The sequence below is a fragment of the uncultured Bacteroides sp. genome, from assembly GCF_947632445.1.
In the GTDB taxonomy this organism is placed as follows: domain Bacteria; phylum Bacteroidota; class Bacteroidia; order Bacteroidales; family Bacteroidaceae; genus Bacteroides.
Genome location: NZ_CANRPM010000064.1, coordinates 1 through 14,929 on the forward strand (window position 1 = coordinate 1; position 14,929 = coordinate 14,929).

Consider the following 14,929-nt stretch of genomic DNA (forward strand, 5'->3'; position numbering starts at 1 on the left):
TAGGGTGACACAAAATTATAAAATACTATGCATAAGACAATTATAAATGTGGCTGATTTTAAGTGACGAAGTCAGGAGATTATTCTCCTGTTTTTTGTTTTTTTAAGTTAGTAGTAGGTTTGTTTATCGTAAAAAGAGAAAGGGGCTGCGTCGGCAATTTGACACAGCCCCTTTCTTCTTCCATTATCCCAATGAGATAGGGATGTTAAAGCATTGTTTTATCAATCTATTACGATTGGTTTGTATTTAGGTACCAATATCTTCATGATACACCAGCCGATGAGATAAGCTACCGCACAGATGCAGAAGATGATGAAGTAGCCGGCAGGCTTGCCTTCAAATCCCATGAACTGCATGGCGGGTTGTGCGTATTCGGCACCTTGTACCAGCAGGGCTTTGGTCATTTCTATCTCCTGGCCGTCTACGATGGTTGTACCTGCGGCGTAAGTGAACAACATGCCCGATCCCTTGTTGATAAGGTAAGAACCGATACCGCCTGCCATTCCTCCTAAGCCGATAATGGTAGCTACAGCGCTGTTGGGGAACATGTCGCTACCAACGGAGTAGATGTTGGCCGACCAAGACTGGTGGGCTGCACCTGCTATGCCGATGATGATGATGGGGAACCAGTAGGAATACTCGCCCAGCGGTTGGGCAAACAGAGCCAGTAACGGGAATAAGGCGAAGATGAGCATGGCACGCATACGGGCAGCATAGGGGTTCAAACCTGTCTTGTTGATGATGATGGTAGGCAGCTTGCCGCCATAGATGGACAACATGGTGATAGTATAGAGTACAAAAATCAACAACTGGGCTGTACTGCTGTCCGAAGAGAAACCATAGACGTCCGAGATGTAGGCGGGTGTCCAGAAGAGGAAGAACCACCATACGCCGTCGGTCATAAATTTACCTACTGCTACGGCCCATGCCTGCGGATATTTCAAGCATTCCCACAAGCTCATTTTTCTTTCTTCTTTCTTAGGAGCGGCTTCGTTTTGTGCGGGTTGCTCCGTCTGCTTGTCCAGGTTGATGTATGCCAGTTCTGCTGCATTGACACGTGGATTGCCTTCAGGCTTCTTATACATGAACATCCATAAGCCCATCCAGATGAAGCCCAAGCCACCGATTACGATGAAAGCCATTTCCCAACCGTTTCCTACGCCGATGCTTTGAAAGTAGCGGGCGAGGGACGGGATGCTGACAGGTGCTATCAGGGCGCCGATGGTAGAACCTGCGTTGAAGATGGAAGTGGCAAATGCACGGTCTTTCTTGGGGAAATATTCTGCCGTTACCTTGATGGCAGCAGGGAAGTTGCCTGCTTCGCCTGTGGCCAGTACGATACGCGCTGCTATGAAGAAGTAGACGCTGGTAATGGCAATGGTGGAGGCGATGGCTCCTGTGGCCGAAATCATTTCGGCTGCGTTGTGGATACCTACCACGTGCTCTGTGGCCCATCCGCATAAGGCGTGGAGGCAGGCACCCAACGACCATACGGCGATGGCCCAAAGGTAGCCTTTTTTAGTACCCATCCAATCAATAAAACGTCCGGCGAATAGATTGGCTATGGCATAAACGAGTGAAAAAATGGCGGTGATGTCTCCGTAGTGTGCATCTGTCCAATGGAATTCGGGAGCAATAAAGTCTTTCCATGTCAGTGACAGAACTTGGCGGTCCAAATAGTTTACTGTAGTAGCGAAAAACAACATGGCACAGATTGTCCATCTGTAATTGGTCATTTTTCCAACGGCATTTTGAATTGTATTCATGATAGTAGGTTCTTTATTATCTAATTGCAAAAGTAGAGCTTTTCGTATCAGCCCTTTGTGCAATAATTGGTGGAAATACTGTATAAAATGACAAAAATGGGCGTAGACCTGTATCAGCCTACGCCCATTTGTCGTTATTGATTATTTCATGTCCAAATATTTGATTTCGTCTTTGTCGCTGTATTTCAGGTTTTCACCGCCCATACCCCAAATGAAGCTATAGTTGCTGGTACCCGCAGCAGCGTGGATGCTCCATTCGGGTGAAGCGATGGCCTGCTCGTTGTGCAGCCATACGAGGCGCTCTTCCTGAGGTTCGCCCATCAGATGGCAGATAGCGTTACCTTCGGATACGTTGAAGTAGAAGTAGGCTTCCATACGACGGGTGTGTGTATGGGCAGGCATGGTGTTCCATACAGAGCCGGGAGCCAGTTCGGTCAGCCCCATCTGGAGCTGGTTGGTACCGCCGTCCTTCACTCTTTCCAAGACATCTTTTACGATGAGCTGGTTCACTACGCGGTCGTTGCTGTCTTCCATTTTGCCATAGTGGTCGGAGATGGCGAGGGCATATTTCTTGGGTTCAGCCTTCTGGGCTTTCACATCGGTTGTAATCAGTTGGGTAACATACTGCTTGTAAGCGGGCGCCGAGTTGATGTAGAACTTGGCCGGCTTCGTGGCGTCATTGCTCTTGAAAGTCACTTCCTTGTTGCCGCAACCTATGTAGAGGGCTTCTTTATATTTCATGGGGTATTCCTTACCGTCAACGGTAACGACGCCGTCACCTCCGATATTGATGACGCCTAATTCGCGACGTTCGAGGAAGTAAGTGATTTCAGGACCCAGTTCGCGGAAAGTTTCCAACTTCAGAACCTTGTTGACAGGCATTACACCACCATAGATCAGGCGGTCGTAGAGAGTATAAGTCAGGTTGATCTCATCGGAAGCCATTACTTTCTCCATCATGAAAGAACTGCGCAGACGCTCTGTGTCATAGTGCTTTACGTCCAGCGGATGGCAGGCGGTCTGTACTTTGTAATTCATTTGGGCGTTGGCCGTAACGGCAGCGACGCCTAACATCATTGCAATTGCTAACTTTTTCATATTCAGTATATAAACTATTAAATAAAATTTTCTTTCTTATTTAGTTGCTTGTTTGGCTTCTTTCTCGCTGCGGATGATAATGCGTCGGTTGATGAGCATCAGGGCAATAGCTATCAGAGCGAGTACAGCACCACCTACATACGAAAGTTTGATGCCTCGATAGATGGTCCATCCGAAGAAAGAAGAAGCAAAGTCGAGGGCACCGCCCGAGAATCCATCAGGAATATGGGCTGTAGGGTCATGTGTTTCGGCATATACATTGTTGGCAGCCAAGGTGAAGTCGGGGGCCATGTCGGTCACGAAGTAAAGTCCGACAATGAGTGCTGCCAAGCCTACAATCAATGTCTTCAGTACGTTGCCTTTCGTAAAGGGCAATACCATAGGGAAGAGGTAGAACATACCTGCCAGCGAAGCCAGTGGAAGGAATTGGTTACCGGGCAGGAATACGGCTAATGCGAGGATGACGGGGATCAGGATAACAGATGCCACGAGGGTAGCCGGGTGGCCGATAACCAAAGCAGGGCTCATACCGATATGCACTTTCTTTCCATTGAATTTAGTCTTCACCAGTTCGGAAGTCTTTTCGGAGATAGGTTTCAGGCCTTCGATGAAGAGGGAAGTGATGCGGGGGATAAGCTCCATCACAGCTCCCATCGTGATGCCCAAGAAAAGCACTTTCTTGATGTCCAGCTGGGCGGCCCATCCGATGAGCATACCCACGATGACACCCAGTACGAGCGGTTCACCTATCACTCCAAATTTTTTCTTCATGCCGTCGGCGTCAATGTCCAATTTGGAGAAGCCGGGAATCATGTCCAGCGCCTTGTTGATGAGGATGGCGAAAGGTACGAAACTTTGGCAGAAAGGCTGAGGAATGGAAATTCCATTCAAATCATAATATTTTTGGAATTTCTCGGCTGTCAGGTCGGCACATACTAATGTGATGACATAGCAGATGATGGCGGCAAAATAGCCCCATGCCAGGCTTTCGCCCATAACGAAGTAGGCTACAGCACCGATGAAGGCGAAATGCCAGTAGTTCCACAAGTCGATATTTATTGTACGGGTGGTCTTGGTGATAAGCATCAGCAGGTTAATGCCCAGACAGATAGGGATGATCAGTGCACCTACGGCCGTGTTGTAGGCTACGGCAGCTGCGGCAGGCCATCCCATATCGAAAACGTTCAGCTGCAAATGATAGAGGTCGGAAATGGCTTTCAGGGGATTATCGAAGTTGGTAGTCAGCAAGGCGGTAACTACACCCAAGCCCACGAAACCGACTCCCACACAAAGGCCTGATTTCAGTGCCTTTCCAAATTTCATCCCGATACATAAACCGATAATTGTAAAGATAATAGGCATCATGACCGATGCTCCAAGACTAATGATATATCCGAAAACTTGTTCCATTCTCTTTTGTTTTTGATTATGATTAAATTAATGTTTTGTAAGAATTTGAATGAAAATCCGGTGTCAAATTTAGCTCTTTTCTTTATTATTCAAAAAAGAAAATCTTTAATTATTGGAAAAAAGAACGATTTTAGTCCTTTTTTATCGTTTACGTGCACAAAATTGCTCGTTTCCGTGCACGAAAACCAAATAATGCACTAACAAGGACAAAAAAATGCACATGTTTTCAATTTGAAAAGCGTATTTTTGTTTCGTAAAAGAATTCAAGTCTAAATACAAATTGAACAATTAATTTCATGAAAAGAAAATCGATTGCCCGTTTCATTGTTTCGGGAATGTTGTGTCTTGCTTCTGCCTCCGCCGGAGCACAAAATGTAAAGATTGACCAACCTTGGTCGGTTCGTATGGCCGAATCGGAGATGATACGTTGGCCGGAGTCCTGGCAGCTCGATTTCCAGCCGAAGTTGAAGTGGGACTATTGTCATGGGTTGGAACTTCAGGCTATGCTCGACGTGTACGACCGCTATGGTGACAAGAAGTTTTATGACTATGCCTTGGCTTACGTCGATACGATGGTCAACGACAACGGCACCATCAAGATGTATAAGCTGGAAGAGTATAGTCTCGACCGTGTAAATTCAGGGAAAATCCTTTTCCGCATCTATGAACAGACCAAAGATGTGAAGTATAAGAAAGCATTGGACTTGCTCCGAAGCCAGTTCGAAGAACATCCGCGCAATGCCGATGGTGGCTTTTGGCATAAGAAGGTCTATCCGAACCAGGTGTGGCTCGATGGTGTGTATATGGGTGCTCCCTTCTATGCTGAATATGCTTGTCGCAACAATGAAGTGGATGCTTATCAAGACGTGGTCAATCAGTTTCTGATGGCTGCCCGTCATACGTATGACCCTCAGACGGATTTGTTCAAACATGCCTGCGATGTTAGCCGCAAGGAGCGGTGGGCCGATCCTTTGACAGGGCGGTCGTTGCATAGCTGGGGACGTGCCATGGGATGGTATGTCATGGCTTTTGTCGATGCTCTCGACTTTATTCCTGTCCACGAGGCGGGACGCGACTCGATGTTGGTGGTGCTGAACCAGTTGGCTTCACAAATCAAACGTTTGCAGGATGAGGAAACAGGTTTGTGGTATCAGGTTTTGGACAAGAGTGGCGAGCCGGGCAATTATTTGGAGTCTTCCTGCTCGACGATGTTTGTTTATTCGCTCTTCAAGGCGGTACGCAAAGGGTATGTAGACAAGTCATATCTGAAAGTGGCATTGAAAGGTTATCAGGGCATCTTGGATCATTTCATCGAAGTGGACGAGAAAGGATTGGTCAGCATCACTAAAGCTTGTGCTGTGGCCGGCTTGGGCGGAAAGAACTACCGCTCGGGCGACTACGACTATTATATCCATGAGCAGGTACGCGACAACGATCCGAAGGCAGTAGGCCCCTTCATCCTTGCCAGCCTTGAATGGGAACATTTGCAGGATGTAAAAGGAATTGTCAACCAAGAATAGAGGGAAGGAAACCAGATGAAAAACTATTTGCATGTTGTGTTGGCGGTATTGATGCTTGCCGGTACTTCCATACAGGCCGCAGGACAGTGGAAAGATACAATTATAGTGGCTCGTGATGGTACGGGCGATTATCGTACTCTGACCGAAGCGATGGAGGGCATCCGTGCCTTTATGGACTATAAGGTGACGGTGCTTATCAAGAACGGCGTGTATAAGGAGAAAGTGATTGTTCCCTCGTGGGTGCAGCATGTGGATTTTGTGGGCGAGAGTGCAGAAGGTACTGTCATTACCTACGACGACCATGCCAATATCAACAGGATGGGGACTTTCCGCACCTATACGCTGAAGGTGGAGGGTAACGACATCACCTTTCAGGATTTGACTATCGAGAACAATGCGGCGCAAATCGGACAGGCTGTAGCGCTCCATACGGAGGGAGACCGCCTGATGTTTGTAAATTGTCGCCTCTTAGGCAATCAGGATACTGTTTATATAGGTGTGGCAGGCACACGGCTTTACTTTCTGAACTGCTATATCGAAGGGACGACCGACTTTATTTTCGGCCCTTCGACGGCTTTGTTCGAAGATTGCGTCATCCATAGTAAACGCAACTCCTACATTACAGCTGCTTCTACACCTGCCGATGTAGCGGTGGGGTATGTTTTCAGAAATTGCAAGCTGACGGCTGCCGAAGGGGTGGATAAGGTTTATCTGGGTCGTCCTTGGCGTCCCTATGCGGCAACGGTCTTTATCGGATGCGATATGGGAAAGCATATTTGTCCTGCCGGTTGGGATAACTGGCGTAACGCCGAGAACGAAAAGACCGCCCGCTATGCCGAATACGGTAACAGGGGCGAAGGGGCAAAACAGGCAGGCCGTGTGAAGTGGGCACGGATATTGACATCCGAAGAAGCGGCCCGCTATGATGATTGGGCGTATGTCTTCGGATTTTGCAACGACTGGCAACCCGTTGAAGCGTCTATAAAACATTGATTTTTATCCAATTAGAAAATGATTTTTTATTAACTTACTAAAAAGACAACATGATGAAAACGAGATTGATTATATTGTTGGGCTTGCTCCTGATGTTTTCGGCTTTTACGTCGGAAAGGCAAGTTATTACTATCTTTACCATCGGTGATTCCACCATGGCTAATAAGTCGCTGGAGGGTGGAAATCCTGAGCGGGGATGGGGACAGATGCTCTCCCGCTACTTTTCGGAAGACATTGTGATAGACAACCATGCCGTCAACGGGCGCAGCTCGAAGAGCTTCATCGACGAAGGCCGTTGGGACAAAGTGCTGGCAAAGTTGAAGACGGGCGACTACGTGTTCATTCAGTTTGGACACAACGACGAAAAGCCCGACGAAAAACGCCATACCGACCCTGGTACGACTTTCGATGCCAACCTGAAACGTTTTGTCGAAGAAGCTCGTGCCAAGGGTGCCATCCCTGTTTTGTTCAATTCCATTGTCCGCCGCAATTTTGGCGAAGCCAATGCCGATGCGGTGGCAAAGGCCGTTGTTCAGGATGATATGCGTACCGGTGTCGATCCGAATGCTTCCCAAGAAAATACACAGATGAATGCTAAGCTGATAGATACTCATGGGGCTTATTTGGATTCGCCGCGCAACGTGGCTCGTGAATTGGAAGTTCCTTTTGTAGATCTCAATCGTGTCACCCATAATCTGGTGGAGCAGATGGGGCCCGAAGCTTCCAAGCAGCTCTTCGTATGGGTGGCTCCCAATACAGTGCCTGCCTTGCCCAAAGGACGCGAGGACAACACACACCTGAACGTTTGCGGAGCCGCAACTGTGGCTTGGCTGGCCGTGCAGGAAGTAATCAAGGTGGTGCCCGCGTTGAAACCTTACGTCAGGCACTATGATTTTGTAGTAGCCAAAGACGGTTCGGGTGATTTCTTCTCCGTACAGGAGGCTATCAATGCCGTGCCCGACTTCCGTAAGAATGTCCGTACTACCATTCTTGTCAAGCAAGGTGTGTATAAGGAGAAGATTGTGATACCTGCCAGTAAGATAAACCTCTCGCTGACAGGTGAGGACGGAGCCATCCTTTCCTACGATGACTATGCCGACAAGCCAAACCGTTTCGGAGAGAAGACGGGCACATCGGGCTCTGCCTCCTGCTATATCTATGCTCCCGACTTTTATGCCGAAAACATCACTTTCGAGAATACCACCGGTCCGGTTGGACAGGCCGTGGCTTGTTTCGTCAGTGCCGACCGTGTCTATTTCAAGAACTGCCGCTTCCTGGGCTGGCAAGACACACTTTACACTTATGGGAAAGGCTGCCGCCAATATTATGAAGATTGCTATATCGAGGGGACGGTAGACTTCATCTTCGGATGGTCTACAGCCGTATTCAACCGTTGCCACATCCATAACAAGACGAAAGGCTACGTCACAGCTCCTTCTACCGACCAGGGACAAAAGTATGGCTACGTCTTCTACGATTGCCGTCTGACGGCCAGCGAGGGCGTGACCGACGTCTATCTGTCTCGTCCTTGGCGTCCTTATGCACAGGCCGTGTTTGTCCGTTGCGACCTGGGCGGCCACATTCTGCCTGCTGGATGGGATAACTGGGGGAAGAAAGAGGCCGAAAGGACCGTCTTCTATGCCGAATATCAGAGTCGTGGCGCAGGTGCTGCCCCCCAAGCACGCGCTTCTTTCTCGCACCAGCTGCATAGTTTGGAAGGATTTGCTATGGAAGATGTCTTGGCAGGTACGGACGGTTGGAATCCGGTGGCGAACGGAAACGCTCTGCTGAATATCAAACGCTGAAGGAGTCAGTTGCCTGCTTCGGTCAAAAAGAAACTATGTTATAGTTGGTGAAAAGCATTGTTTTGGGAATAGGAAAAGGCTCTTTTACAGATTGTAAGAGGGCCTTTTCCTATTATAAACAGCTTGCTTGCGATATATGGGGCTTTAGCCAGCGGTCGAAGAACTCCAGCGTTTCTTTCTGCATCTCCTTGCTGAAGAAGTGCTTTTCATCCCATAACTTTGTCACGAGGCGGTCGGATGCCCCTTGACTTTTCCACACGATTTCCATCTCCTGGTAGGCGTCTTTCACACCCTCTACGGGGAAAAGCTTGTCTCGCGTGCCGTTGAAGAAGAGAGTCGGCTTAGGGCAGGCAAGGCTGGCCACGTGTGGATAGTCCAGATAACGGCGCAGTCCGGGTATCAGCATGGCGTAGGCCGATCCGCCTTTGTTCTGATTGTTGGTCAGGGTCATAAGATGTTCGGTCGTGTTCATCCAGCAGACGGAGGCCGATGCGCGTACAACGTCGGTCATGGCAGCCAGCATCCACGAGCGATAGGCTCCCATCGAGAAGCCCAAACTACCCACTCGCTCTTTGTCTACAAAGGGCAGGGAGGCCAGGAACTCGGCACTTCGCATGTCGTCCACGTTGATGAAGGCACCCCACGAAGCACCCATCTGCAGGAAATTGGACGCCAAAGCCTGCTGTGCCTCGTAGCTTGCCCCTTCCTTTCGTCCACGCTCTCCCCAGAAGAGGGCGTCTACGGTCAGCACGACATAGCCGTGTCGGGCCAGGTAGCCGCCCACATATTGGCCGTCATAACATTGCTTAGCCCATTTGTCGGCATCCTCCATGACTTCGGGTGCGACGTGGAAAGGGCGCACCATCTTTTCTTTCCCGATGGAGAAATGGGCGCCATGGTCGTGTAGCAGGACGATGGCAGGGAAAGGCCCTTTCCCTTCAGGAACAAGCAGATAGGCAGGGACGCGGCTCCATTCGGAGAGATTGAAGCGTATCTTGCAGGCTTCGTAACCTTCGCGCTGTTCGCGGTCGGTCACTTCCATGGCATACGCTTTTGGGGCGGGTTGGATGTTCTGCGTACATTCGGCCAATACGTGGCGTGCTTGTGCTTTCCATTTCGCAAAGTCTTTTTCTTTTGCCTTTCCCCATGCCAGGGGATAGGTGAGCTGTTGCTTCATTTGTCGGTAGAAAACAGGCATGTTGGCGGTCACTTCATAGGCCGCGCTGTCCGTCTGTGCAGAAGCAGTTGAAAGGCTCAAGAGTGAAGCGAACAACAGAGGAAGAAGTATGTATTTCATATTGGAGAAGTTTTTTCGTGTGACAAAAATAATGTTTTTTCCCTGAAATCCTTATATTTGCATCCATATATTCGCTATACTATGAAGCAAAGGTGGTTATATCTGATACTGGCCGTTCTGACGGCTTCCTTCCTGAAAGCACAGCCGGAGGGTTCTTTTACGCATTATTCATCGGATGATGGCTTGTCCGAAAACACGGTCATGGGCATGTTGCAGGATAGTCGTGGCAACATGTGGTTCTCCACTTGGAATGGCATTAACAAGTTCGACGGCTATACTTTCAAAACATACAAAGCACGTCTGGACAACCAGATAGCCTTGACCAGCAATCGGGTGGACCACATGGAGGAGGACCGTTATGGCTTTATTTGGGTTCAGACTTATGACGAGCGGGCTTTTCGTTTCGACCCTCGCACGGAAGTCTTCGAATCTGTACCTGCTGAAGAAGAACCGGGCAGTCAGATGGCGGTCTCTTCCATTAAGGTGTTGGCGGACGGTACGGTCTGGTTGCTGAGCAAACGTGAAGGCGCAATTCGTGTGACAACCGATTCAGCGAGTTATCGGATGACTACCGCTTGGTATTCACCGACGTCGGAAGAGTTGCAGTTCTCTCATGTGTTTGATGTTTGTCGTGCGGACAGTTGTGAATGGGTTCTTTCGGATAACGGCTTGGTTTGTTTTACTTCAGGCTCGTCGATACCTGTCGTTTATTTTGAAAATGGTGGAAGCAGGCATCCCCCAGGTTTCTATGCTATGGAAGATTGTGGCGACTATCTTCTTTTTGGTTCGGACAATGGTATCGTTTGGGTATATCAGAAGAATACAAAGACGTTCAACCCGGTTCAGCTTGATGCTGCTTCACGCATCAGTGGCATTAAATATCTGAAAAAACTTTCGCAAGTTGTTATCTCGACTCTTTCTGACGGTTTTTTTGTTTGTCGCCTGCCTGTAGACGAAGTGGCTCATTATTCGGCGGATAGTTTGCCTTCCGAAAAGATTAAGGCTATCTATAAGGATTCGTCCGATGAAATCTGGTTTGAACAGGAAGTTGTGGGTGAAGTGGCTCATTTCAATCCCTATACCCGCAAGCTGAAGTGTGAGAAAATGTATGCCGAACCTACCAATACCGATCGTTCACGTCCGGCTTTCCACATCCATGAAGATATTTTCGGTATGCTGTGGGTGCATCCTTATGGAGGTGGTTTTTCTTATTTCGACCGCAAAAACAACTGCCTGCGTCCGTTTTACAATAGCATGACGGGCGAAAACTGGCGTTTCTCCAACAAGATACATTCAGCCTTCTCCGATCGTCAGGGTAATTTGTGGATGTGTACCCATTCCAAAGGGTTGGAAAAGGTGACGTTTCGTACAGAGCGTTTTCGCCTGTTATTTTTGGTCAATCATTCCTACGAGTCTTTGAGTAACGAAGTGCGTGCGCTCTGTGAGGATAAGGACGGCAACATGTGGGTTGGACTGAAGGACGGCATGCTGCGTGTATATGACAGGAATAGGAAAGAAATAGGCTACCTGACAGAAGCCGGCACGGTGGCTAAGAGTGGCAAGCCTCTGTTTGGCAATACTTATTACGTCATGCAGGACAGTAAAGACAATCTTTGGATAGCGACGAAGGGGGCAGGAGTGGTGAAGGCTGAGCCTATGCCCGGAAAGCTTCGTTATAAGCTGACGCGCTATCGTTATAGTGCCGATGATGTCTACAGCCTGTCGGACGACAATGTCTATTGCATTTATGAAGATCATCAGGGGCGTATGTGGATGGCAACATTTGCTAACGGAGTCAGCTATCTGACGCACAATGCAGAAGGGAAGGAAATCTTCATCAGCCATCGTAACAATCTGAAGAATTTTCCCATCAAGTATTGTAGTAAAGTACGTTGCATTACGGGCGACTCAAAAGGACATCTTTGGATAGGTACTACCGTAGGTTTGCTTATGTTAAACGAGAGTTTTGAACGTCCTGAAGATGCCAGATTTTATCATTATCTGCGTGCGCCTGAAAAGGCTAATGCACTGAGCAATAATGATATTCATTGGATTAAACCTACACGGGAGGGAGAACTCTATGTGGCCACTTTTGGAGGTGGATTAAATCAATTGGTTGATTTGAATGATAGTGGACAGGCTCGTTTTAAGGCATATACTGTGCGTGACGGCCTTCCTTCGGACATTTTGCTCTCCATTCAGGAGGACAAGAAAGGACAGTTGTGGATCAGTACAGAGAATGGTCTGAGTAAATTTACTCCCGACTTGGAACGTTTTGAAAACTTTCAGAACAAGTATAGCAACTCCAGTATTCGTTTCAGTGAGGCTGCTTCGGCGTATGCTTCCGATGGAGATATGCTGTTTGGAACCAATCGTGGCATTTTTTATTTTAACCCCGATTCCATCCAGAAGAGTATTTACGTACCTCTTATTGTCTTGTCGCAATTATTGCTGGCCAATGAACGGGTCTCCCCAGGGGAACATTCGCTTTTGAAGCGTACACTCGACGCTGTGGATGAATTGCAGTTATCTCATAGAGAGAATATCTTCACGATCCAGTATGCCGCATTGGACTTTACGGCCCCTTCCAATATTCAATATGCCTACATGTTGGATGGTTTCGAGAAAACGTGGAATTATGTGGGAAAGCAACGGACGGCTACTTATACCAATCTGTCCAAGGGACACTATGTGTTTAAGGTTCGTTCGACTAACGCAGATGGTGTGTGGTCCGACAATATACGCACGTTGGATATTGAGGTACTTCCTTCTTTTTGGGAAACTCCTTTTGCTTATTTCCTGTACGTGTTTTTCCTCTTGTTGATTATGGTGACAGCAGTATATATTCTGTTTACGATCTATCGGCTGAAACACAAGGTCGTGATGGAACAGCAGCTGACTAATATGAAGTTGCGTTTCTTCACAGATATTTCGCACGAGTTACGCACTCCGTTGACGTTGATATCTGGTCCGTTGGAATATGTATTGGAGAATACCGTTTTGCCTGCTGATGCCAGAGAGCAATTGATGGTAGTCGAGCGGAATTCCAATCGTATGTTACGTCTGATTAATCAAATATTGGATTTCCGTAAGATTCAGAATAAGAAGATGAAGATGCGAGTCCAACATGTAGAAGTTGTGAATTACACTCGTAAGATCATGGGAAATTTCGAGGCGCTGGCTGAGGAGCATCACATTGATTTCTTGTTCGAAACGGAGAAGGAAACAATCTATCTGTGGGTAGATATTGATAAGTATGAAAAGATTGTTTACAATCTATTGTCGAACGCCTTTAAATATACTCCTGAGGGAAAAATGATTACTGTGTTTGTGCGTGAAAATGAGCAGACGGTGGCTGTTGGCGTTCAGGATCAGGGTATCGGAATTGCAGAAAACAAAAAGAAATCCTTGTTTGTCCGTTTTGAGAATCTGGTGGATACCAATCTGTTTAACCAATCCAGTTCGGGTATCGGCTTGTCTTTGGTGCGTGAACTGGTAGAGATGCACAAAGCAAGCATTTCTGTGGATAGTAAATTGGGTGAAGGCAGTTGCTTCCGAGTTGATTTTCTAAAAGGGAAGGAACATTATGACGAGACGGTAGAAATATTGCAGAGCGATTTGAACGTATCTGAAGTAAACTCTTCATCGGTTACAATGTCGGTATTCCAGGCTTTGCATGAAGATACACATCTTGACGAGGGAGATCCGGTAAAGAGCCTGATGCTGCTGGTTGAAGACAATGCAGAATTGCGTTCGTTCCTTCGCAGTATTTTTGTATCTGATTATCGGGTTGTGGAAGCTGCGAATGGAGTAGAAGGCTTTGACAAAGCTTTGAATTTAGTGCCGGATATTATCATTAGCGATGTTATGATGCCCGAGAAAGACGGCCTTGAGATGATGAAAGAACTACGCTGTGAGATGACTACCAGCCATATCCCAATGATTCTACTTACGGCCAAAACTGCGATAGAAAGTAAATTGGAAGGCTTGGAGTATGGTGCCGATGACTATATTACGAAACCTTTCAGTGCCACTTATCTGAAGGCTCGTGTGAAGAATATCCTGCTTCGCAGGCAGAAACTTCAGGAACTGTATCGTGAACAGTTGATGAATGCCGGAAGCATGACGTCGGTGGAGGAAGTGCACGAAGAGGAAAGGGTTCCTGAAATGTCGCCAAACGATCGTAAGTTTATGGACAAGTTGATGGAATTGATGGAGAAAAACATGGATAACGGTGACCTGATTGTTGACGACTTGGTACAGAACATGGCTGTGAGCCGTTCGGTTTTTTTCAAGAAGTTAAAAACGCTTACAGGTTTGGCTCCTGTGGAATTTATCAAGGAAGTGCGTATTAATCGTGCTGTTCAGTTAATAGAAACCGGTGAGTTTTCCATGACTCAGATTGCATATATGGTTGGCATCAATGATCCCCGTTACTTCAGCAAGTGTTTTAAGCAGAAGATGGGGATGACGCCAACGGAATATAAGGAAACAAGAAGAAAAAAGCAGCATTGAAATAGATGATTTGTAATCATCCGAAATTGCGCCATATTTTTCCATTTCCCAAAGGCGTCCAAAGGATGAACCAATCCTGCCATTTATTGCTATTTTCATTTTATTCCCTTTCGCCGCCACGTAGCACTTCCTGAAGTCCCGACGCAGCGCTGCGTGAGGGTGTCATGCAGTGCTGTATGAGGAGGTGATGAAGCACTTCGTCAGAGGGTCAGCAAGCACGGTGTCAGGTAGAAAGAACTGCACGTAAAGAAAAAAGGAAGAAAAAACGGGGCATTGGCACGGGTAAAATAGTCCTGTCAACAAAATCCATTGATAATCAGCTTATTTTGTTGACAGGACTATTTTGGGCCCTTCCGGATTATTTTCAAAGTGACTTGGGAGCTTTCATAGACAAGATAGCTGATAAAAAAGGGAGGATGTTTGTTGTCCTCCCTTTTTTGTGATCATCCTGTCTAGTCCTGAAATAGCGTTACAACAAAAAGTAACATTATGGAAAAGACAGAAACAAAGTACGTTAAGCGCACA

Annotated in this window: 8 protein-coding genes; 4 read left to right on the plus strand and 4 right to left on the minus strand. The window is 47.4% G+C overall.

What is annotated here, in order from left to right; genetic code table 11:
* Positions 1-221: 221 nt before the first annotated feature.
* The 3 genes from Q0Z70_RS11025 to Q0Z70_RS11035 all read right to left on the minus strand — a co-directional run bounded on the left by Q0Z70_RS11025 (position 222) and on the right by Q0Z70_RS11035 (position 4,274).
* Complete coding sequence (locus tag Q0Z70_RS11025; protein ID WP_298074505.1) at positions 222-1,766, minus strand: MFS transporter; 1,545 nt, start codon at positions 1,764-1,766, stop codon at positions 222-224.
* 141 nt (positions 1,767-1,907) lie between these two features.
* Positions 1,908-2,864 carry a 5-dehydro-4-deoxy-D-glucuronate isomerase gene (gene kduI / locus Q0Z70_RS11030; RefSeq protein WP_298074506.1) on the minus strand — a complete coding sequence of 319 codons (957 nt, stop codon included), beginning with the start codon at positions 2,862-2,864 and terminating at the stop codon, positions 1,908-1,910.
* 36 nt (positions 2,865-2,900) lie between these two features.
* A complete protein-coding gene (locus Q0Z70_RS11035) occupies positions 2,901-4,274 on the minus strand; it encodes a PTS transporter subunit IIC (protein ID WP_298074507.1) in 1,374 nt (457 codons plus the stop codon).
* A gap of 335 nt (positions 4,275-4,609) precedes the next feature.
* Between Q0Z70_RS11035 and Q0Z70_RS11040 the strand changes: the two genes are divergently transcribed.
* From Q0Z70_RS11040 to Q0Z70_RS11050, 3 genes are read left to right on the plus strand one after another with little or no spacing between them, the layout of a single operon-like run.
* The gene (locus Q0Z70_RS11040; RefSeq protein WP_298074510.1) at positions 4,610-5,794 is read left to right on the plus strand and encodes a glycoside hydrolase family 88 protein; all 1,185 of its coding nucleotides are present in this window, start codon (positions 4,610-4,612) and stop codon (positions 5,792-5,794) included.
* 51 nt (positions 5,795-5,845) lie between these two features.
* Positions 5,846-6,787, plus strand: coding sequence for a pectinesterase family protein (locus Q0Z70_RS11045; RefSeq protein ID WP_298074511.1), 942 nt, complete (start codon positions 5,846-5,848; stop codon positions 6,785-6,787).
* A gap of 53 nt (positions 6,788-6,840) precedes the next feature.
* Entirely contained in the window at positions 6,841-8,592 is a 1,752-nt protein-coding gene (locus Q0Z70_RS11050) for a pectinesterase family protein (RefSeq protein WP_298074512.1), read from the plus strand.
* A gap of 112 nt (positions 8,593-8,704) precedes the next feature.
* Here the strand turns inward: Q0Z70_RS11050 and Q0Z70_RS11055 are convergent, their stop codons facing one another.
* Positions 8,705-9,889: an alpha/beta hydrolase family protein gene (locus Q0Z70_RS11055; RefSeq protein WP_298074508.1), complete on the minus strand. Its 1,185-nt coding sequence runs from the start codon at positions 9,887-9,889 to the stop codon at positions 8,705-8,707.
* Between the two features lie 81 nt (positions 9,890-9,970).
* Here Q0Z70_RS11055 and Q0Z70_RS11060 point away from each other — a divergent pair, with 81 nt between their 5' ends.
* Positions 9,971-14,404, plus strand: coding sequence for a two-component regulator propeller domain-containing protein (locus Q0Z70_RS11060; protein WP_298074509.1), 4,434 nt, complete (start codon positions 9,971-9,973; stop codon positions 14,402-14,404).
* Positions 14,405-14,929: the final 525 nt, after the last annotated feature.